This window comes from Sorangium sp. So ce124 (assembly GCF_051525235.1).
Lineage (GTDB): Bacteria > Myxococcota_A > Polyangia > Polyangiales > Polyangiaceae > Sorangium > Sorangium atrum.
The window spans coordinates 1,056,388-1,076,326 of sequence record NZ_CP150312.1; the positions used below are offsets into that span (position 1 = coordinate 1,056,388).

The window sequence follows — 19,939 nt, forward strand, 5'->3', positions numbered from 1 at the left end:
TCGTGGAGCTCGCTTGCCGGGTTGACGCGGCGGGGCCCGGCGGATCGGACGTCGCTAGGCGGCCGGGCCGCCGCGGCGCGCGCCGGGCTCCCCACGGAAGACATGCGCGTGGGCGCGCGCGAGGTCGCCGAAGGCGCGGGGCGCGCGGCCCGTCACGCGCTGAACGACGTCGGTGACGCGGTCCTCGGCCCCGTCGCGGATGGCGAGGTCGAGGCGCACGAGAAGCCCGGCGTAGGGCGCGGGGATCCCCGCCCGGACGAGGTACGCGAGGGCGTCCTCCTCGCCGGCGCGGACGTGGCGTATCGCCCGGCCGGCGATGCGGGATACGATGGCCGCCACGTCATCATAGCTGAGCGCCTCCGGGCCGGTGATGACGTGAGATGTGTTGTGCGGCGCGCCGTCGAGGAGCGCGCGCGCGGCGACCTCCGCGATGTCGTCGGCGTCGACGAAGCCCACGCGGCCTCCGCCCGTCGCGGTCGTGAGCTCGCCGCGCCCGGCGATCGCCGCCGCGTGCGGGTGGCGCGGGTCGATGAAGTTCTGCATGAACCACGACGGTCGGAGGACGGTCCATTCCGGAGCGCGCTCGCGGAGCGCGCGGTGGACGAGGCCGAGCCCGGGGCTCCCCTCCGCCACGGCCGACGCGCTGAGGAGGACGAGACGGCGAGCCCCGCTCGCGAGCGCGCGCTCGACGAAGGGCAGCATGAGCGCCGAGGGATCCTCGACCATCGCGGGCGCCATGAGGTACACGCGATCGGCGCCGCGGAGCGCCTCGTCGTGCGTCGCGGCGTCGGCCCAGTCGAAGCGGGCGTGCTCCACGCCGTCGCGGGCGGCGGGCGCCGCCCGGCTCGCGGTGCGTACGCGCGCGCCGGCGGCCATGAGCCGCGCGGCGACGGCTCGCCCTGTGGTGCCCGTCCCGCCGGTGACCAGGACGAGCGGCCCGTCGCTCCCCGCGCGCGTTCTCATGACGCCCCCTCGCGATGTGCGTTGAGCTCGTCGCCGAAGGCCTCGAGGACGGGCGCTGGATTCCAGTACTCGCGGTAGCGCACGACCCGGCCGTTCCTCGTCGCGACGATCATCACATAGTCCTGCTCGTAGCGTTTGCGCGCGGGCCCGATGGTCGCCGAGCCGTGCACCTCGGCGAGCGCGACGTCGGGATCGGTCGTCGGATACCGCCGCACGTCCCGGAGCTCGAGCCCGTGGAAGCTCTGGAGGATGCCCTCGAAATGGCGCCGGATGGCCTCCTTGCCCTCGAGGCGCGCCGGCGCGCCGAGCGCCGGCGCGTACGGGAACTCGACGGTTGCGTCGTCGGCGAAGAGGTCGAGCCAGCGATTGATGTCACGACCGATGAGATCGAGGAGCGCGTCGAGCGCCTGCGCGGCGTCGAGCGGCCGGGGATGCGGGAGGGGGTGGGTCATGGAGTGTCCTTTCCTTTCGTGTCGACGAGGCCAGCGTAGAGACGCCGCGATTGCCGCGCGTCCAGCTCCACGATCCGCGCGTCCGCGACCGGCGCCGCCCTCGCGGCGGGTCGCGCGCGCCGGCGTGGCGCGGCCCGCCGCGTGGTGTAGAGTCGATCGCGCCATGTCCGCCGCGTTCGACGAGCTGGCCCGGAGCGTCGTGCTCCGCGAGGCCGAGGTGAAGCGCTTCGCGCTCGGCGATCGCTGGGGCAAGCGGCAGCCGGCGCAGCGCGCCTCCGCCCGCGTGTACGCGGCGCTCCGCGGCGGAGGGTGGATCGACGTCGCGCGCCGGCGGCTCGCGCTCGGCGCGGGAGAGCTCGTGTTCCTGCCGCGCGCCGAGGAGCACGCCATCCGCGACCGGCCGACGACCTCGCTCGCGCACCCGGAGGCCCTCTGTCGCGGGATGCGCGCCGTGGCCGACGACGCCCTGGCCACGGAGGCCCCGCCGGAGACGCGCCTCGTCGTCGTCGACCTGCACGTCGACGCGGCGGGCGCCCCGTGGGTCGCGCTGCTGCCGCCCGCGGTGCACGTCGCGGGCGCGGCGCCGGGGCTCGCGCGCTGGCTCAACGACACGCTCGCGCTGCTCGCCGGTCCACCGGCGCTCTCGGCGGCGCTGCGCCGCTCCGTCGGCGAGGCGTGGGCGCACGCGCTCTTCGCGAGCGCGCTGCGCGACCCTGCGGCGTCGCTGCCGCGGCGGGACGCGCTCCGGGACGAGCCGATCGCGGCCGCGCTCGCGCGGGTGCGCGCCTCGCCCGAGCGCGCGTGGGAGCTCGGGGACCTCGCGCGAGCGGCCGGGCTCTCGCGATCCGCGTTCGCGGCGCGCGCGACGGCGCTCCTCGGCGAGCCGCTCGGCCATCACGTGCGCCGGCTGCGCCTCGAGCGCGCCGCGGTCCTGCTCGGCGAGACGACGCTCCCGGTGAAGCTCGTCGCCGCCCGCGTCGGCTACGACAGCGAGCCCGCGTTCGCGCGCGCCTTCGCGCGCGCCCACGGCGTGAGCCCCATCGGCTACCGGCAGGCGAGGCGGCGAGACGACCGCGCGCCCACCGTCAGACGCGCAGGTTGACGGGATGGCAGGCGCCGCTGAGCGGCGCAGCCGGTATCATGTCCACCCGGCTCTGAACACCAGCTCCCACGCACCGGCGCCTGGTGCGCGGCTTTCGGCGCGGCGCGCCCTGCTGATGCCGTATCCTCCTGCGGATGCGGCAAGGCGCGAGGATAGGTGTCCTGCTCGTCGCGATGGCGGCGTGCGGCGGCGATGGCGATGATGCGGAGTCCACCGCCGGCGCCGGAGGCTCCACGCCTGGCGCCGGCGGCGTCGGAGGCGCCACCTCTGGCGGGGGCGGCGTCGGGGGCTCCACGCCGGGCTTCCCGGCCTACGGTCGTTTCGGCCAGGCCACGACCACCTTCACGCTGCCGGAGCCGGCGCCGAGGGAGGGCGAGCTCCCGGAGATCGCCTATCCCGATCTCGCCGGATCGTTCCCGGAGGTCGACTGGAGCGCGCTCGATCGGCTCTACATCCCGGCTGGCCGCTACCGGAGCATCCTGCTCGGCGGCCTGCCCGAGCGGAGCGCGGAGCGCCCGCTCGTGATCACGAACCTCGGCGGACAGGTCGAGGTCGGGGGCGACGCCGCCAACTACGTGTTCGTGATCAAGGGCGGAAAGGGCTGGATCCTGACGGGCCGCCACGATCCTGTCTCGAAGACGGGAGACGAGGGGTTCCGGGGGCACGCCGAGGGCGCGTTCGCCCATGGCCAGGGGACGTACGGCATCTTCATCGACGACGCGTTCAGCAAGGAGGGCCTCTCTGGGCTGGCCATCGGCGGAGGAGCCTCGGACTTCGAGCTGGACACCCTCGAGGTCGCGCGCGCCGAGTTCGCCGGCATCGTCGCCAAGACCGACGACGACGGGCAGGCCACGATGCGCAACGTCAAGATCCACGACCTCTACGTGCACGACGTCGGCTCGGAGGGGATCTACTTCGGCAGCACCCAGGCGCAGCCGCAGCACGCGTTCGAGCGCCTCGAGGTGTACGACAACCGGTTCCTCCGCACCGGCACCGAGGCGCTGCAGGTCGGGCAGCTCGGCTCGGACTGCGAGATCCACCACAACGTCATCGGGCCGGGCGCGGTCCGGTGGCGGTCGGCGTTCGACCATTACCAGGACGGCAACGTGCAGTTCGGCCAGCGCTATGGCAGCTCGAGCTTCCACCACAACGTCGTGATCGGGACGGGCGACCTCTTCGTCGAGCTGTTCCCGACGCGCGTGGACGGCGATCCGCGCTCGCCCTCGGATACGGTCTCGTTCACGGACAACTACTTCGCCGACACGTCGCTGAGCGGGGTCTACACACATGCGGTGGACACCGGCGCCACGATACGCTTCGAGCGCAACGTCTTCCTCGGGTTCCACTTCAACTATAACGAGGTGTACCCCGACGCGGACGAGCCTGTGCAGGTCTTCGCGGTGGGCAGCAACGCGCCGAACCCGCACATCCTGAAGGGCAACCGGGTGGACGGGCCCTATCCGTTCATCATGTGGCTCTTCGACAGCGTGCAGGCCGAGGACAATCCAACGGTCGCGGTGGAGCGGATCCGCTTCCGCGATTTCATGGGCGGCGCCCTCGACGAGGACTACCGGCGCCTGGAGTGGTGGACCGACCGCGCGACGCTCAGCCCGGACGAGCGCGCCGTGACGTACCCCAAGGGCGCGTACGTGCTCCACCGGGGGGCGCTCTACGAGGCGCTCGCCGAGAACCAGGGCAAGCAGCCGGATCAGCACCCCGACGTGTGGCGCGCGCTGCCGGCCCCAGCAGACGACGTCCGCCTGAGCGCCGACTCGCTGCACCAGGGGCTCGGCGTCCGCTGGCCGCCGCCTTAGCGGGTGTCGGTCGTCCAGGAGGGAGCGGATCGCGCAAGATGACTCCTGATCTCCGAGGCGCGTCGCTTCGCGCGTGAACTCCTCGAATCCTCGTTCCCTTGTCCCTCTGCTCGCCCGGTGGCGTACTGCTCGCCATGAAGCTCTTCTACGCGCCCACATCCCCCTTTGCCCGCAAGGTGCGGGTCACCGCCCACGAGCTGCAGCTGGGAGACCGGATCGAGCTCGTGCTGGTCAATCCCTGGTCGGACGCGGCGCTGCGGTCCCTGAACCCGCTGGCCAAGGTCCCGACGCTGGTCCTGGGGGACGGGCAGGTGCTCTTCGAGTCGGCGCTCCTCTGCGAATACCTGGACCACCTCGTGGCCGGTGGGCTGTATCCAGCGCCGGGAGAGGCGCGGTGGAGCGCCTTGCTCCGGCAGGGCATCGCGGACGGCGTCAACGCCGCTGCCGGGCGCCTCTTCGCCGACGAGCATCGTCCATCCAACGAGCGATCGAGCAGCGTCATGCAGCGCCAGGCAGCTGCCATCGAGGCCGGCCTCGACCGGCTGGAGCGCGACGCCGGTACGCTGTCGGGAGCGCTCGCGGACATCGGCGCGATCTCGGTCGCCTGCGCGCTCGGCTACCTCGACTTCCGCTGGCCGGATCGGGCGTGGCGGGGCGGCCGGAGCGGCCTCTCGCGCTGGTTCGATGCCGTCGGCCAGCGCCCGTCCATGATCGTCACGCAGCACCGCTCGCCGTGAGCTCCTGAAGTAGGGTCCCAGGCGGCGCTCGCCGCCCCTGCGGGGGTCGATGCTCGTCGCCTCGTCCGCTTCCCGCCCGCGTCCGGCTCGCGCCCGAGCCCGGCTGCGCGCTCGTCCACGGTGGCGCCCGAACGAGCGGCGGCCACGCCGCGGGCTTCCGGTTCGATGACCGTCGAAACAGATTGACGGCGCCGCCGCGCTGTCTAGATTCAGTTCGATGACCGTCGAATCAGATCCCCCGGCGCGCGGGCTGGGCGTCGAGGCGCGCATCGGCGTGCTCAAGGCGCTCGCGGACGCGTCGCGGCTCCAGGTGGTGAACGCCCTGATCGAGCGGCCGCACTGCGCCGAGGAGCTGGCCGAGCGGCTGGGGCGCGCGCCGTCCACGGTCTCCTTCCACCTCCGGAAGCTCGACGAGGCCGGGCTGGTGACGAAGCGCAAGACCCAGTATTACCTGGTCTACGCGCTGCGCGACGATCTGCTCCGCCTCACGCTGAAGGAGCTCGTCTCGCTGCCCTCCGCCGCCGACGGCGCTGCGCGGCGGCGCGCGGAGCGGGCCCGGAGCCAGGTGATGCGCGCCTTCTTCCGCGGGGGCGTGCTGGTCCAGATGCCGAAGCAATGGCGCAAGCGGCGCATCGTGCTCGAGCAGTTCCTGGGCAAGTTCCAGGCGGGCCGGCGCTACCGCGAGCAGGAGGTGAACGAGATCATCAAGACCCTGTATCCCGACCACTGCACGATCCGGCGCATGCTCGTCGACGAGGGATACATGGCGCGCGACGGCCAGCACTACGAGCTGATCGCGGCAGAGGCCAGGACACCCGAGGCGAAGGACACGACACCCGAGACGGAGAACAGGACCCCCGGATCAGGGGCGGAGCACGCAGGAGCGAGCACGATGGAAACGCGCAAGGAGATGAAGCGGAAGTATCTCGAGACCCCGAAGCAGGCGGGCATCTTCCAGGTCAAGAACACGGTGAACGGCAAGGTGCTGCTCGGCAGCAGCACGAACCTCCATGGGCCGCTCAACAAGCACCGTTTCATGCTGTCCATAGGCGGGCACCAGAACCAGGCTCTCCAGCGGGACTGGCAGCAGCACGGCGCCGACGCCTTCACGTTCGAGGTGCTCGAGGTCGTGCAGCAGAAGGACGAGCCCGGGTTCTCCGTGGCGGACGAGCTGACGCTCCTCGAGCAGATCTGGCTGGAGAGGCTCTCGCCCCTCGCGCCGCGAGGATACAACACGGATACGCGGCTGCGCGAGTGATCCGGCGTCGCCCCGCCCTTCTCAGGCGATCACGCTCTGCCGTACCGCGCCGCCGCGCCGCCCCCGGAGGCTGCCGCGCTCGCCCGTTTCCGGGCCACCGGGGCGGCTCAAGGCCGGCGGCGCCTGCGCCGTGCGCGCGTGTCCCGGTGGCATAAGCCGTGGATCTCATCCACCATGGCGCTGCATGCTGCCAGCCGGCATACGGAAGAAATCCTCAGATGTCGCCGCGCCCTCGCCCGACGGCAACGCCGTGGACGGGAGCGCCGAGGGCTGCCTCGCCGGGGGCGGCGAGATGGGCGCGCTGATGCGCTCAATCGACTGGGCGAAGACGAAGCTCGGCCCCGTCGCGACATGGCCGATAAGCCTGAAGACCGTGGTCGGCCTCGTGCTCGGCAATCGGTTTGCCATGATCATGTTGGTGGGGCCGGAGCTCCTGCAGATCTACAACGATGCCTATCGGCCTATCCTGGGCACGAAGCACCCTGCGTCGATGGGCGCCCCGGCGGCCGAGGTGTGGGCCGAGGTCTGGGACGTCGTCGGCCCGATGGCGAAGAGCGTGCTCGCCGGGGGGCCCGCGACGTGGAGCGAGCACCTCCTGCTCCCGCTGCAGAGGCGAGGCTTCGTCGAGGAGACGTACTTCACGCTCTCCTTCAGCCCGATACCCGGCGACACCGAGCGGGTCGTCGGCGTCCTCATCACGGTGAAGGAGACCACGGAGCAAGTGCTCGACGCGCGCCAGCTCCACATGCTGCGCGATCTCGCGACGCGCTCTGCCCACGCGAAGTCTGCCGAGGAGGCGTGCTGCACGGCCGTGGAGATCTTCGCGGCGAACGACGCTGATCTGCCGTTCTCGCTGCTCTATCTGCTGGACGGCGATACGGGCGAGGCGCGCCTCGTCGGCGCGAGCGGGCTCGACGGATACCAGGGAGCGGCGAAGCCGGCGCGCGTCTCCCTCCACGATCGAGGCGACGAGGTCTCGGCCTGGCCGCTCGCGGAGGCGGCGCGCGCCTCTGGCGAGCTCCTCGTTTGTGATCTCGCGGCCCGCTTCGGCGCCTTGCCCCTCAGCCGCTGGGGCAGCGCGCCTGAGCAGGCGATCGTCCTGCCCCTCTCGCGGCCGGGACAGCCTCATCCGTATGGCTTCCTCATCGGCGGCGTGAGCCCGCATCGCCTGCTCGACGAGCCGTATCGCGGGCTGTTCCGGCTGATCACCGATCAGGTGGTGACCGCCATCGCGAACGCGCGGGCCTACGAGGAGGAACGCAGGCGGGCCGAGGAGCTCGCCGCGATCGACAGCGCGAAGACGCTGTTCTTCAGCAACGTGAGCCACGAGTTCCGGACGCCGCTGACGCTGATGCTCGGCCCCATGGAGGACGCGCTCGCGTCGCCGGAGCGCGCGCTGGCCGGCGAGCACCTTTCGCTCGCCCACCGCAACGCGCTGCGTCTGCTCAAGCTGGTCAACGCGCTGCTCGACTTCTCGCGCCTCGAGATGGGCCGCGCTCAGGCGTCCTACGAGTCGACGGACCTCGCCGGCCTCACCGTCGATCTCGCGAGCGCGTTCCGCGCTGCGATCGAGCGAGCGGGGCTGGCGTTCAAGGTGGACTGCCCGAAGCTCCCGGAGCCGGTCTTCGTCGACAGGGACATGTGGGAGAAGATCGTGCTGAACCTGCTGTCCAACGCCCTGAAGTTCACGTTCGACGGCGAGATCCTCCTGTCACTCCGCACGTGCGGGGACCACGTCGAGCTCGCGGTGCGCGACACGGGCACCGGCGTCCCCGAGCACGAGCTGCCGCACCTCTTCGATCGCTTCCACCGCGTCCAGGAGGCGCGGGCGCGCACGCACGAGGGCTCCGGGATCGGGCTCGCGCTTGTGCATGAGCTGGTGCGCCTGCACGGCGGCAGCGTCCGGGCGGAGAGCCGCGTGGGCGAGGGGACGGCGTTCACGATCGCGATCCCGCGCGGGTCCGCGCACCTCCCCGCGGAGCGCATCCGCGCGGAGAAGACGCTCTCGTCGACGGCGACCGGCGCCGCGCCTTACGTCGAGGAGGCGCTGCGGTGGCAGCTCACCGCGGATGCGCCCGCCCCGGCCGATCACGTCGAGCCCGACCACGTCGCGGCCCCCTTCGAGCCGAGCGCGCGCATCCTCCTCGCCGACGACAACGCCGATATGCGCATGTACGTGCGGCGCATCCTCGATGAGCGGTGGATCGTCGAGGCCGTGAGCGACGGCGCCGCCGCGCTCGAGATCGCCCGGCGATCGCCCCCGGATCTCATCGTCGCCGACGTGATGATGCCGGGCCTCGACGGCTTCGGCTTGCTCAGGGCGCTCCGCGCCGAGCCGACGACGCAGGGCGTGCCGGTCATCATGCTCTCGGCGCGCGCGGGCGAGGAGTCTCGCATCGAGGGCCTGGCGGCCGGCGCCGACGACTACCTCGTGAAGCCGTTCTCGGCGCGCGAGCTCGTCGCTCGCGTCGCGACTCACCTCCAGCTCGCGGCGCACCGGCGGGCCGCGGAGCGGGAGCGCGAGAAGATGTACGCAGTGTTCGAGCAGGCGCCTGTCGGGATCGCCGTCTACCGTGGCCCCGAGCACGTGTTCGAGATGGCGAACCCGCACTTCGTGGCCATGGTGGGCCATCGCGACGTCATCGGACGCACGCTTTCGCAAGCCGTTCCGGAGATCGTCGGCTCGCCGCTCCTCGAGATCTTCGACCGGGTCTACGCGACGGGCGAGCCGTTCGTCACCTACGAGTGCCGGTTTGACCTCGATCGCGGGCGCGGCGTCCTGGAAGAGTCGTACTGGAGCTTCAACCTTCACCTCATGCGTGACCCGGGCGCTGCTCTCGCCCGGATCCTGGTCGTCGCGCTCGACGTCACCGAGTACGTGCTGGCGCGAAAGAAGCTCGAGGCGGCGGCGCGGGAGCGCGAAGAGCTGCTGCGCCGCGCGGAGGACGCGCGGCGGGACGCGGAGCGGGCGAACCGCGCGAAGGACGAGTTCCTGGCGATGCTCGGCCACGAGCTGCGCAACCCGCTCGCCCCGATCGTCACGGCGCTCCACCTGATGCGCCTCCGCGCCGGAGGGCACGCCGAGCGCGAGCGGCTCGTCATCGAGCGCCAGATCAAGCACCTGACGGCGCTCGTCGAAGACCTGCTCGACGTTTCCCGCATCACGCGGGGCAAGGTCGAGCTGAAGAAGCAGCGGATCGAGCTCACGGAGGTCGTGGCCAAGGCGGTCGAGCTGGCGAGCCCGCTGCTCGAGCAGCGCCGGCACCACCTCACCGTCACGGTCCCCTCGAGCGGCCTCGCCGTGGACGGCGACGTCACGAGGCTCGCCCAGGTGGTCTCGAACCTGCTCACGAACGCCGCGAAATACACCGAGAGCGGCGGCGCGATCGCGGTCCGTGCCGAGCGCACGGGGGGCGAGGTCGTCCTGTCCGTGCGCGACAATGGCATCGGCATCGCCCCCGAGATGCTGGCGAGCGTCTTCGAGCGCTTCGTGCAGGAGCGCCAGGCGCTCGACAGATCCCAGGGCGGCCTGGGCCTGGGCCTGGCCATCGTCCACAACCTGATCGCGATGCACGGCGGCCGCGTGAGCGCGCACAGTGAGGGCCGTGCGCGCGGAAGCGAGTTCACCATCCGGCTACCGGCCGCGGCGAGCGCGCGCTCGCCCGAGGCCGCGCCGGCGCGCTGGATGGCCGGGACGCTGGGGACTCCCTCTCTCGTCGAACGGCGTCGCATCCTGCTTGTGGACGACAACCTCGATGCGGTCGAGCTCCTGGCCGAGTCGCTGGGCGCGATGGGGCACACGACGCGCGTCGCCGCCGACGGCCCGTCCGCGCTCCGGATCGCGGAAGAGTTCGCGCCCGACGTCGCGCTGCTCGACATCGGGCTGCCGGTGATGGACGGCTACGAGCTCGCGCGCCGTCTCCGCGAGCAGCCGGCGGGTGAGCGCGTTCGCCTGATCGCGATCACCGGTTACGGGCAGGAGGCGGATCTCCGGCGCTCCGAGGGGGCAGGGTTCGAGACGCACCTCGTCAAGCCCATCCAGATCGATCGATTGACGTCGCTCATCGAGGAGCCTCCGGCTCCCAGGGCCGAGTGATCCACGTCGGAGATCCTCGACGACGACACGGCGTGACCGCGCCCGGAGCGCCCTGGCGGCGCGCGCCGCGGCGAGACCGGGGCAGCTTCTGACGGGAGAAGGAACCATGGATACGCGACGCATGCGAAGTGCGAGGATGGGTGTTCTGGTCGCAGGGTTCGCCGCGACCGCGGGATGCACGCTGGTCTCGGGGGTAGGAACGCTCGAGTTCGACGGTGAGGCCGCCGGGGGAGCTGGCGGAAGCGGTGACGCCGGTGGCGGCGGCGCCGGAGCGGGAGGCGGCGAGGCGGGCGGCGCCGGTGGAGCCGGAGGCGAAGCGGGAGGCGGCGAGGCGGGCGGCGCCGGCGGCGGCACGGGCGGCGGCGTGACGGGCGGCGACGTGATGATCCAGCAGTGCGTGCCCGGCGAGGGGGTCGCCGTGGGCGCCCGCGTCTGGGGTGACGCGTGGCTCAACGGGTTCGTCCTTCATTGCGCCGACTTTCAGAGCGACGGCCACACGGGGGACGGATACGATGCCGGCCCCGTGACCGGCAGCATGACGGGCTCGCACGTCTCCAAATTCTGCGACTACCCCAGGAATGTCGTGGCGTTCAGGTATACGTACGACGCGGAGCACGTGTACCAGGTCCAGTTTGGTTGTTCGACGCCCGAGGTATGGAAATCGTCGACGCCCAGCGTCGAACAATGGCTCGATCCCATCGGCGGGACGACGGCTGGTCCGCAAGAGTACGGAGCGCAATGTGAGGAGGGCTCCGCCTACAGCTACTTCACGCTCAACGTCAGCGAAGATGGTCAATCCATACGAAGCTTCGAAGGGCCTCGCTACTGCTTGGGAATGCCCTGATCCCTCGCAAGGCCGTCTCCGGAGGCGCCGCTCCTCGGCGAGGTGATCTCCTCTACAAGGCGGCAGCGACCGGGACCCCAGCGCCGCAGGAGGCCAGCTTCAGGCCTCCGGACGCGGTCGAGCGCCGAGATGGCCTTGTCCGTGATAAGAGAAATTTCGTCCGTTATAGTGGACATCGACGCTGCCCCGTGGTACTTGGCATCCAACGGACGGTATAGCGATGCACTATCGACAGCTGGGTGACAGCGAGCTCCGGGTCTCGGAGCTCTGCCTTGGGACGATGACGTTCGGCGAGCAGAACACGCTCGAGGACGCCAGAGCGCAGCTCGACTACGCGTTCGACGCGGGCATCAACTTCGTCGACGCGGCCGAGATGTACCCCGTGCCGACCCGCGCCGAGACGCAGGGGCGCACGGAGAGCTACGTGGGCGAGTGGCTGAGCCAGCGGCCGCGCGACAAGGTGATCGTCGCGACGAAGATCGCGGGGCCGGGCCGCCCGATCCCGTGGGTCCGCGGCGGCTCGCTCGCGATCAACCGCGCCAACGTCCGGCGCGCGGTCGAGGACAGCCTGCGGCGCCTCAGGACCGATTACATCGATCTCTACCAGATCCACTGGCCCGATCGGTACGTGCCGCAGTTCGGCGCGAGCGCCTACGATCCGGCGAACGAGCGGTCGAGCACGCCGATCGCCGAGCAGCTCGCGGCGTTCGCGGAGGTGATCCGCGACGGCAAGGTCCGGTATTTCGGGCTCAGCAACGAGACCGCCTGGGGGGTGGCGCAGTGGAGCCGCGTCGCGGCGCAGCTCGGGCTCCCCAGGCCGGTGTCGATCCAGAACGCCTACAGCCTCGTCAACCGCACGTTCGACTCCGCGCTCGCGGAGGCCTCGCGCCGCGAGGACGTGCCGCTGCTCGCCTATAGCCCGCTCGCGTTCGGCCTGCTCACGGGCAAGCACCTGGGCGGGCCGCCGCCGGGCTCGCGCTTCGCCCGGTTCGAGTCCTTCGGCCAGCGCTACAGGAAGCCCAACGTGGACGAGGCGGTGCAGGCCTACGTCAAGCTCGCGCGCGCCCACGGCCTGAGCCCGGCGTCGCTCGCGCTCGCCTTCGTGCGCAGCCGCTGGTTCGTGGCGAGCACCATCCTCGGGGCGACCACGATCGAGCAGCTCGAGGAGAACGTGAAGAGCGCAGGCGTGGTGCTCGACGCGGCGGTGCTCGGCGAGATCGACCAGATCCACGCCCGGTACCCGAACCCGGCGCCCTGATCTCGCCGGCCCCGGCGGCCCCGCTCGCCCGGGGCGGCGCGGTCCGACCTCTCTGTTCGCGGGAGCGCAGCGCTCCCGGCCGAGCGATGCTGCGGCGCCGGCAGGCAGCCGCCGCGCCGGCACGGAGGGGGATCAGATGATGACCAAGCTACCCAGGCGGAGCCTGCTCGCAGGCCTGCTGGCGATGGGCGCCGCGGGCTGCGCGGGCTCGGGGGGGATGACGAGCGCGAGCGCTCGCCGGAAGGCGCCGGCCGATCCGTGGCAGGGCGTCCGGGGCGAGTTCAACCTGTCGCCGGCGTGGATCCACATGACGGGCTTCCTGCTGGCCTCGCACCCGCGGCCCGTCCGCGAGGCGATCGAGAGGCTGCGGAGGGAGCTCGACGAGAACCCGGTGGACGCGCTCCACGCGCACGAGGACCTGGCGCCGGTGCGGGAGGCCGCCGCGGCGTACATGGGCGTCGGGGCCGAGGAGATCGCGCTCACGGACAGCACGACGATGGGGCTCGCGTCGATGTACCTCGGCCTGCCGCTCGAGGCCGGCGACGAGGTGCTCACGACGGAGCACGATCACTACTCCACGCACGAGTCGCTCCGGCTCGCCGCGGAGAGGACCGGCGCGGTGGTGCGGAAGATCGCGCTCTATGCGAGGGGCAGCGCGGCGACGGCGACGGAGATGGCGGGGGCGATCGAAGCGGCGCTCACCCCGGCCACGCGGGTCGTGGCGATCACGTGGGTCCACTCGAGCTCGGGCGTGAAGACGCCGGTGCGCGCCATCGCCGAGGTCGTCGCCAGGGCGAACCAGGGCCGGGCCCCGGGGGAGCGCGTCGTCTGCTGCGTGGACGGCGTGCACGGCTTCGGCGTCGAGGACGTGACGATGGCCGATCTCGGCTGCGACTTCTTCGCCGCGGGCTGTCACAAATGGATGTTCGGGCCGCGGGGCACCGGCGTGCTCTGGGGCAGGCGGGAGCTCTGGCCGATGCTGCGCCCGAGCATCCCGTCCTTCGGAAAGGCAGCATACGAAGCCTGGCTCCGGCAGCAGCCGCCGCCGCCCACGACAGCGGACATGATGTCTCCCGGAGGGTTCCACTCCTTCGAGCACCGGTGGGCGCTGCCCGCGGCGTTCGCGTTCCACCGTGGCATCGGCAAGGCCAGGGTCGCGGCCCGGATCCACGCCTTGAACCGGCAGTGCAAGGAGGGGCTCAAGGGGATGGGCCACGTCACCCTGCACACGCCGCTCGACGACGCCCTCTCCGCGGGGATCGTGTGCTTCGAGGTGGCGGGGATGACGCCGGAGGCCGTCGTGGCGAGGCTCCGCGAGAGGAAGATCATCGCGTCGACGTCGCCGTACGCGACCTCGTATGTCCGCGTCGCGCCGAGCCTGCTCAACTCCGAGGCGGACGTCGAGGCGGTGCTGCGCGCGATCCGCGCGCTGGCGTGAGGGGCGCGGTCCGGCGAGCCCTCGCCGGACCGCGGGCGGGCGGGAGGAGGGCGCCTATCGGGCGGCCTCCTCGATTCGCGCGATGTCGATCTTCTTCATCTGCATCATCGCCTGCATGACCCGCCCCGCCTTGGCCGGGTCCGGGTGCTGGATGAGCCGGATCAAGGCGGACGGCACGATCTGCCAGGACACGCCGAACCTGTCCCTGAGCCACCCGCACTGGCTCTCGGCGCCGCCGTCGGCCGTGAGCTTGCTCCAGAGCTCGTCGACCTCCTCCTGCGTCTCGCAGGTGACGACGAGCGAGAACGTTTCGTTGAACTTCTGGTTGGCGCCGTTCAGGGCCATGAGCCGCTGGCCGTTCAGCTCGAACTCGGCCATCACGAGCGAGCCCTTGGGCCCCGGACCTGCGTCTCCCGAGCGGAGCTCCGAGAGGATCCGTGAGCCCTTGAAGACGGACAGGTAGTACTTCACCGCCTCCTCGGCGTTGTTGCTGAACCAGAGGCACGTCTTGATCTTCTGCGTGGTGGTCATGATCGGGGCTCCTGGCCGGGGTCGGGCCCGGCGGTGAGGTGAGGACGGCGTGGTCACCGCGACCGCGCTCTGCCTGGATGTCGGAGCGCGGTGCGCCGGCTCGACATGGAGCCGACGATTTTTTTTTCGGCCCACCGGGGCGGCCGGGCTCCAGGGTCGCCGGGGCGGCCGAGGGGGGCGGGGCGGCAGGCCGCCGTGCGGCCGCCGTGATCCGTCGGCCGCCGCTGCGGGGCGGCGGCGGGCGAGGATGAGCTCGCGGGCGGGGTGGAACGTCGTGGCGATCCGTGAGAGAGCACGCGCATGAGACACATCCTCGATGGGTCGATGGGGGTCATCCTGGCCGCGGGGCTCTGCGGCGCCGGGTGCAGGGCGTCCGCGCATGAGCCTGCCGGCACGAACGCGCCTCCTGGCGCGAACGCGCCGCCCGGCACGAACGTGCCTCCCGGCACGAACGCATCTCCCGGCACGAACATCCCTCCGACGGAAGAGCCCGCCACGCCGCCGGCAGCCGCCCCGATGGGCGAGCGGATCGTCGTGGGCAGCGATCCGTGCAAGAGCGACGCAGACTGTGTGCCTGTGTGCGCCTGCCACGCGGCCGCGTGCATCGCGAAGGCCACCGCGCCGACGTGTGATCGAGGCCTGATGTGCACGCAGGAGTGCCGGCCCGGAACGATGGATTGCGGCGGAGGCTGCCTCTGCCAAGGCGGCAGGTGCGCGGCCCGCCTGATCAATGTGCCCCCGCCCTGAGCCCCTTTGTTAACGTGGTCGTGGTCGTTAACGTGGTCGTAGACGTTAACGTGGTCGTAGACGTTAACGTGGTCGTGGTCGTGGTCGTCAACGACAAGCCGTGAACGACCACGACCACGACCACGTTAACGACCACGTTAACGTTGGTGACCGGGCGCCCAGCTCAGTCCTCAGTATTTGTAAACATCGGCGAAGATCGAGCGACGCATGATCTCGTTCGTCGTCGTCTCGCGCACCCACGCGGCGATCCCGGTCCCGTTCGGGCCGAAGCCCACCGTCGGCTCCCAGTGTTCCGCGGCGTTGTCGTCCTCCAGCGGGTGGGCCTCCGTCCATCCCTGCGCGGGCGACAGCTCGCTGGCAAATATCGACCGGAGTGCGGCGGCTTTCTGGGTCCACACGGCGAGCCCTCGCCCGGCCCCATCCACGGCGATCTCGGGGCCGCTCACGCTATCTTCGTCGGCCGAGAGCTTGTCGGCTGGCTGGAACGTCGTCCCCGAGAAGCGCCGCGCCCAGATCGCGCAGCCGGCACCGCACTGACGGAACACCACGCCCCCGTCACCCTCCGCGTTCATCGTGACGGAGTACTCACTCGCCCTCTGGCCCGCGGTGTCCACGCCGGTCGCTCCGGCCCACACGCCCCCTGAATAGGAATTGGCGATCACGTGCGACACCGAGGAGGTCGAGTCGCGCTGGAGGAACACGACCATCGCGTTCCCGTTGCCGTCCATCACGACGCGTGGGCTCAGGTGGTCGAGCGTGTCGTCCGCCTCCAGCGGCTTCGGGCCTTCCGCACTGCCCTTGTGCGTCGTCAGATCGTAGCTGACCACGTTCCCCAGCACGTTGAGGCGCCCACCGTCCGACTGGTACCACGCTGTCACCGCGCGCAGCGTCGTGCCCACGGTCGAGACGCCGACAGCCGTGCCGTTGCAGCTGGCCGTGCCCCCCGACACCTTCACCGGTGCTTGCCAGCCCTGCCCGTCCTCGTAAATGGCCAGGTACCCCTCACGCGCCGAGGTGTCGACGGTGTTCACGTCGATCCCCACCGCGATATGGCCGGCGGGGGTCATCGCGACCGTCGTCGAATGTTTCGAGACCCCCGAGGTGCCCTCGGCGATCGTCTCGACCGTGCCCCACCCGGCGGGCCATCCGAGCGATGCCGTGAACCGCTTGCCGAACACGGCGCCGCCCACCGAGGCCGAATACCAGACGACAACCCCGTTGCCATCGGCGTCGATGGCGACCCTGGCGTTCACGCCTCTCGTGGCCGCGTCGTTGACCTGCCGCAGCGGGTCCCAGCTGTCGCTCTTCTTGACATAGCGGCGCGCCCAGACGGTGTCCTGATCATAAAACACGAGCAGCGCGTCGCCGTTGGCCGAGACCGCGATCTGCGGAAGGAAATTCGAGATCTGGTTGGCGAGATCGTCATGACCGACGCGCTCGAACGTATCCCAGTGGGGCGGGGGGCTTCGCCCCCGGTCCCGTCGCCGCCCGCCCCGTCGCCGCCCGCCCCGTCACCGCCTGTCGCGTCGCCGCCTGCTCCGTCCCCTCCGGTCCCATCGCCGCCTGTCGCGCTGCCGACGCTGTCCGGACGACCGCCGCCTCCGCCGCTGCCCACGTCGCTGGAGCTCGACGACGACTCGAATGTTCGCACCTTCTGTCCGCAGGCCGCGACGAAGAGGAGCCCCAGAATGAAACCCAGCTTGGGCCTGGCGCCCGAGCGCCCGCCGTGTCCGCATTTTTCGCGCATCATGCGCAAGGATGAGATCCGAACGCCTCGGAGATGTCAATCCCCGACCGCTCGACATGTACCGGCCTGTCGGGGCACATTCGACCTCTCCGCCGCAGCGGCAGGACAGGGTAGCAGCGCGCCCACGAGCTCACCTGCGTTGCCGCACGCTCCTCACGCGCTCGATCCTTCATCGTCGATGTCCCTGGCGACATCGAGGGACACGGGGTCTCGGAACATCGTGACTTGCCGGAGCTGCACCGGCCGAACGGCACGCGAGGCGGCGCAGGGCGGTCTGCGTATCAGAAGTCTCCCTCCTTCACATAAGGGTAGCTCCACAGCGTCACCTGCAGCAGGCAGGATTTGACCCACGCCGCGTGCATCCTCTCGACCTCCTCGGCGGAGTGGCCCTTCCTGGCGAGGAACGGCTTCAGGGTGAACGTCACAGGGAAGATGAGCGCGAAGAGGCTGCGAAACGGCACCAGGTCGGTCGACGGCGCCCCGTCCGTCTTGTTCTTCTTGATGCGGTGATGGCGGAGGCCGATCTCGTGCTGGTAGTCGAGCCACCTCTGGTCGTACTCAGCGCGCGCCGTGTCGAGGATCCACTGGCCGAAGCGCCTGCGGACCCCGCCGAGGTAGTCGCCGAGCGGCTTGCCGTCGGCCTTGCCGGTGAAGGACGCGAGGAGGTGCGGGTTCGCGCCGACGAAGCCGTACCAGACGTCGAGGATCTGCTCGACCTGATCCTTCACGATGTCGTGCGAAAGGCGCAGGTACTTCACGTCCTCTTCCCCGAAGAGGGCGCTCTTCTTCATGTCCTCGAAGTCGGCTGGCAGAACCGGGGACTTCGCGACGGCGCTTGTTCCATACGTATCTCCATGGACGGTCATGATCGTTCACTCCTTCTGCGGGCAATACCCCGCGCTCACCCCGAGCGACGCGCTCGGGGCGTTGAAACGGTCGTCGCGACGGCGACTGGCCGGTAACAGACCTCGAAGAGGCTATCGTATGTAGAGCGGCGCTCTGGAGCACCGCTCACGTTGATCAGCCGAGAAATGAACCGCCAAGGCACCAAGGCGCCAAGAGATCGAGAAAATCACAATCATCTTGGCGTCTTCTGGCGTCTTCTGGCGTCTTGGCGGCTTTTCTGCTGATCCGGAGCAACCTCCCGCAGCGGTGCCACCCGCCTGCCTGGCGGCTGCGCCCGCATCCCGCGAGGAGGAGCACCGCTCTACTCGGGCTGGACGAAGCGCCTCCACGCGTCTTCGCGCTGCGCCTCTTCAGCCTGCTCGTGTTCGCCGCAATCGATCCTCAGGTGTCGGCCCGCCATCGGCGCGTCGACGAAAGCACAGTGGTGGGGCAGCGCCCCTTCATGCGCGTTCGGCCGGAAGTACTTGCAGGTGACGCACATGCGGCTCACCGGGATATGCCCGCTGAGCTGCAAGGAACGGATGATCTTCACGACCCCAGCCAGGAAGGCCTCTTGCTCCAGCGTCGAGAGCGCGCCCACCGCGGACACGATGGCGTCGGGCAGCGTCGTCACCTTCTGCGCGAGCGCGCGCCCCTGCGTCCTAAGTTGTCAAGGGAGGCCCGCGGTGATCCGCGCCGGGTCGCCGAGGACCGGGCGAACGCTCGTCCAGAACGAGGTCGAAGGCCACGGCCCCCGAACTGGACCCATCGCCTCGCACGGCCGCGCGACGTCCCCCTGTGGACCCGATCGACCGCTGGAAGCGGGCATGGAGGAGCGTGCGCTCCTGCGGCAGCCGGCCGTGGTCATCCGGCGTGATCGTCGGAGATCGGAGACGGCGCGCGGCACGCCGCCCGACGTGCGCTCATCCAACGAGCTCATGGCAGGACCGGAGCCAGCGAAGCCGTTCAGGGGAGCCATCCGGACCTCGGTGTCGACATCGACGGACGGGCTGGTCGCAGGACAGGAGTTCTCCCTCTTCGTCACGGTGCAGAACCCGTTCGAGGCGCCGCTCTCGCTGTGCCGCGTGAGCACGAGCCTGCCCGCCGAGCTCATCGATGTCGACCGGCAGTGGACAGAGCAGCGGATCGCGAGGCTCGAGGACCGACTCGCCGGGATCGAGGGCGCCGCGCGGGCGCTCGCGCCGGGCGGCGACTCCCTCGGCTCGCGGCTGCGCCGCGCCGTCCGGCGGCTGCTGCGGCGCCGCCCGCCCGGGCGCGGCGAGGCGCCGAGGGCGCCCGCGATCGCGCGCGATCTCCGCGGAGCAGGCGGCGAAGCCGCGCTCGCGGCGCTCCACCCGCCGCTCCGGCACAGCGCGGGCCTCCGGGGCCGGGAACCCACGGCGGGCGCGTGGAACGAGGACGGCGAGGAGGGGGGCACCTCGCCCGAGGGGCTCCTCGGCGACGACGCCGGCGCGGTCCGGGACGCCATCCTGTCGTCGGGGGCCCCGGATCCTCCCACGGTGCTCCAGGCCGGGAACTCGACGGCGCGCAGCTTCACCGTGCGATCGCGGCGCACGCTGTGGTTCCGCCCCGCGTCGTACCGGCTGCTCATCGAGGTCGAGTACGAGATCGACGGCGCGAGCAACGTCGATACCATCGAGCACGTCCTCAAGGTGAGCTCGTCGCTGGGGAGCATGATCTGCGGCGCCGTGCTCGGGGGCGTCGGGGGCTGGTTCGCCGCGCGGGGCGGCGCCGCGCCGCTCGACGTGGAGGCCGGCTTGAGCCTCGCCGTGTCGCTCGTCCTGGTCGTGATGGCGGTCGTCCTGCTCGCGCGCAAGAGGGACGTGCAGCCCATCGTCGCGATCGAGGATTTCTGGGGCGGTGTCGCCGTCGGGTTCTTGATCGCCTATTCAGGACCGAGGCTCTTCGCGGGGCTCTTCGGTCTGCCCGCGCCGGCGCAGCCCGCGTCGAGCGCCCTCATCTGACAGCGATGCTGCCGAGCTCGCGCGACGTCGGGAGAGTCGGGAGAACGGAAGCGCAGGCTTTACATCCCGCCCTGCGCCGTTA

General features: G+C 71.0%; 16 protein-coding genes. 10 read left to right on the forward strand and 6 right to left on the reverse strand.

From position 1 onward, the window contains the following. Positions 1–54: 54 nt before the first annotated feature. Together WMF19_RS03900 and WMF19_RS03905 are read right to left on the reverse strand one after the other, a co-directional pair. Positions 55–963, reverse strand: coding sequence for an NmrA family NAD(P)-binding protein (locus WMF19_RS03900; protein WP_437897847.1), 909 nt, complete (start codon positions 961–963; stop codon positions 55–57). Then, positions 960–1,415 (reverse strand): nuclear transport factor 2 family protein, encoded by a 456-nt coding sequence (locus tag WMF19_RS03905; protein WP_437897848.1) that lies wholly within the window; start codon positions 1,413–1,415, stop codon positions 960–962. The genes WMF19_RS03900 and WMF19_RS03905 overlap by 4 nt, the downstream gene beginning before the upstream one ends. A 163-nt stretch (positions 1,416–1,578) precedes the next feature. Here WMF19_RS03905 and WMF19_RS03910 point away from each other — a divergent pair, with 163 nt between their 5' ends. The 8 genes from WMF19_RS03910 (at position 1,579) to WMF19_RS03945 (ending at position 13,962) form a co-directional block, all read left to right on the forward strand. Then, complete coding sequence (locus tag WMF19_RS03910; RefSeq protein ID WP_272097820.1) at positions 1,579–2,517, forward strand: helix-turn-helix domain-containing protein; 939 nt, start codon at positions 1,579–1,581, stop codon at positions 2,515–2,517. A gap of 134 nt (positions 2,518–2,651) precedes the next feature. After that, on the forward strand, positions 2,652–4,331 hold the full coding sequence (locus tag WMF19_RS03915) for a right-handed parallel beta-helix repeat-containing protein (RefSeq protein WP_437897849.1): 1,680 nt from the start codon (positions 2,652–2,654) through the stop codon (positions 4,329–4,331). Positions 4,332–4,465: 134 nt separating this feature from the next. Next, positions 4,466–5,068, forward strand: a complete 603-nt coding sequence (locus WMF19_RS03920; RefSeq protein WP_437897850.1) for a glutathione S-transferase N-terminal domain-containing protein — start codon at positions 4,466–4,468, stop codon at positions 5,066–5,068. A 217-nt stretch (positions 5,069–5,285) separates the two neighbouring features. After that, positions 5,286–6,326, forward strand: coding sequence for a metalloregulator ArsR/SmtB family transcription factor (locus WMF19_RS03925; RefSeq protein ID WP_437897851.1), 1,041 nt, complete (start codon positions 5,286–5,288; stop codon positions 6,324–6,326). Between the two features lie 184 nt (positions 6,327–6,510). Continuing rightward, positions 6,511–10,422 (forward strand): ATP-binding protein, encoded by a 3,912-nt coding sequence (locus WMF19_RS03930; RefSeq protein ID WP_437897852.1) that lies wholly within the window; start codon positions 6,511–6,513, stop codon positions 10,420–10,422. A 136-nt stretch (positions 10,423–10,558) separates the two neighbouring features. After that, a complete protein-coding gene (locus WMF19_RS03935) occupies positions 10,559–11,266 on the forward strand; it encodes a hypothetical protein (protein ID WP_437897853.1) in 708 nt (235 codons plus the stop codon). Positions 11,267–11,486: 220 nt separating this feature from the next. Continuing rightward, positions 11,487–12,524 carry an aldo/keto reductase gene (locus tag WMF19_RS03940; RefSeq protein ID WP_437897854.1) on the forward strand — a complete coding sequence of 346 codons (1,038 nt, stop codon included), beginning with the start codon at positions 11,487–11,489 and terminating at the stop codon, positions 12,522–12,524. Between the two features lie 136 nt (positions 12,525–12,660). Then, the gene (locus WMF19_RS03945; protein WP_437897855.1) at positions 12,661–13,962 is read left to right on the forward strand and encodes an aminotransferase class V-fold PLP-dependent enzyme; all 1,302 of its coding nucleotides are present in this window, start codon (positions 12,661–12,663) and stop codon (positions 13,960–13,962) included. A 54-nt stretch (positions 13,963–14,016) separates the two neighbouring features. Here WMF19_RS03945 and WMF19_RS03950 read toward each other — a convergent pair whose 3' ends face one another. Continuing rightward, positions 14,017–14,493, reverse strand: a complete 477-nt coding sequence (locus WMF19_RS03950; protein WP_437897856.1) for a VOC family protein — start codon at positions 14,491–14,493, stop codon at positions 14,017–14,019. A gap of 300 nt (positions 14,494–14,793) precedes the next feature. Here WMF19_RS03950 and WMF19_RS03955 point away from each other — a divergent pair, with 300 nt between their 5' ends. After that, a complete protein-coding gene (locus WMF19_RS03955) occupies positions 14,794–15,240 on the forward strand; it encodes a hypothetical protein (protein ID WP_437897857.1) in 447 nt (148 codons plus the stop codon). Between the two features lie 170 nt (positions 15,241–15,410). Here WMF19_RS03955 and WMF19_RS03960 read toward each other — a convergent pair whose 3' ends face one another. The 3 genes from WMF19_RS03960 to WMF19_RS03970 all read right to left on the reverse strand — a co-directional run bounded on the left by WMF19_RS03960 (position 15,411) and on the right by WMF19_RS03970 (position 18,506). After that, positions 15,411–16,592 carry a hypothetical protein gene (locus WMF19_RS03960; RefSeq protein ID WP_437897858.1) on the reverse strand — a complete coding sequence of 394 codons (1,182 nt, stop codon included), beginning with the start codon at positions 16,590–16,592 and terminating at the stop codon, positions 15,411–15,413. A gap of 676 nt (positions 16,593–17,268) precedes the next feature. Next, positions 17,269–17,853, reverse strand: a complete 585-nt coding sequence (locus WMF19_RS03965; protein WP_437897859.1) for a protoglobin domain-containing protein — start codon at positions 17,851–17,853, stop codon at positions 17,269–17,271. A gap of 341 nt (positions 17,854–18,194) precedes the next feature. After that, positions 18,195–18,506 carry a hypothetical protein gene (locus WMF19_RS03970; RefSeq protein ID WP_437798860.1) on the reverse strand — a complete coding sequence of 104 codons (312 nt, stop codon included), beginning with the start codon at positions 18,504–18,506 and terminating at the stop codon, positions 18,195–18,197. A 193-nt stretch (positions 18,507–18,699) separates the two neighbouring features. Between WMF19_RS03970 and WMF19_RS03975 the strand changes: the two genes are divergently transcribed. After that, positions 18,700–19,857 carry a hypothetical protein gene (locus tag WMF19_RS03975; RefSeq protein ID WP_437897860.1) on the forward strand — a complete coding sequence of 386 codons (1,158 nt, stop codon included), beginning with the start codon at positions 18,700–18,702 and terminating at the stop codon, positions 19,855–19,857. The last annotated feature ends 82 nt before the right edge of the window (positions 19,858–19,939 follow it).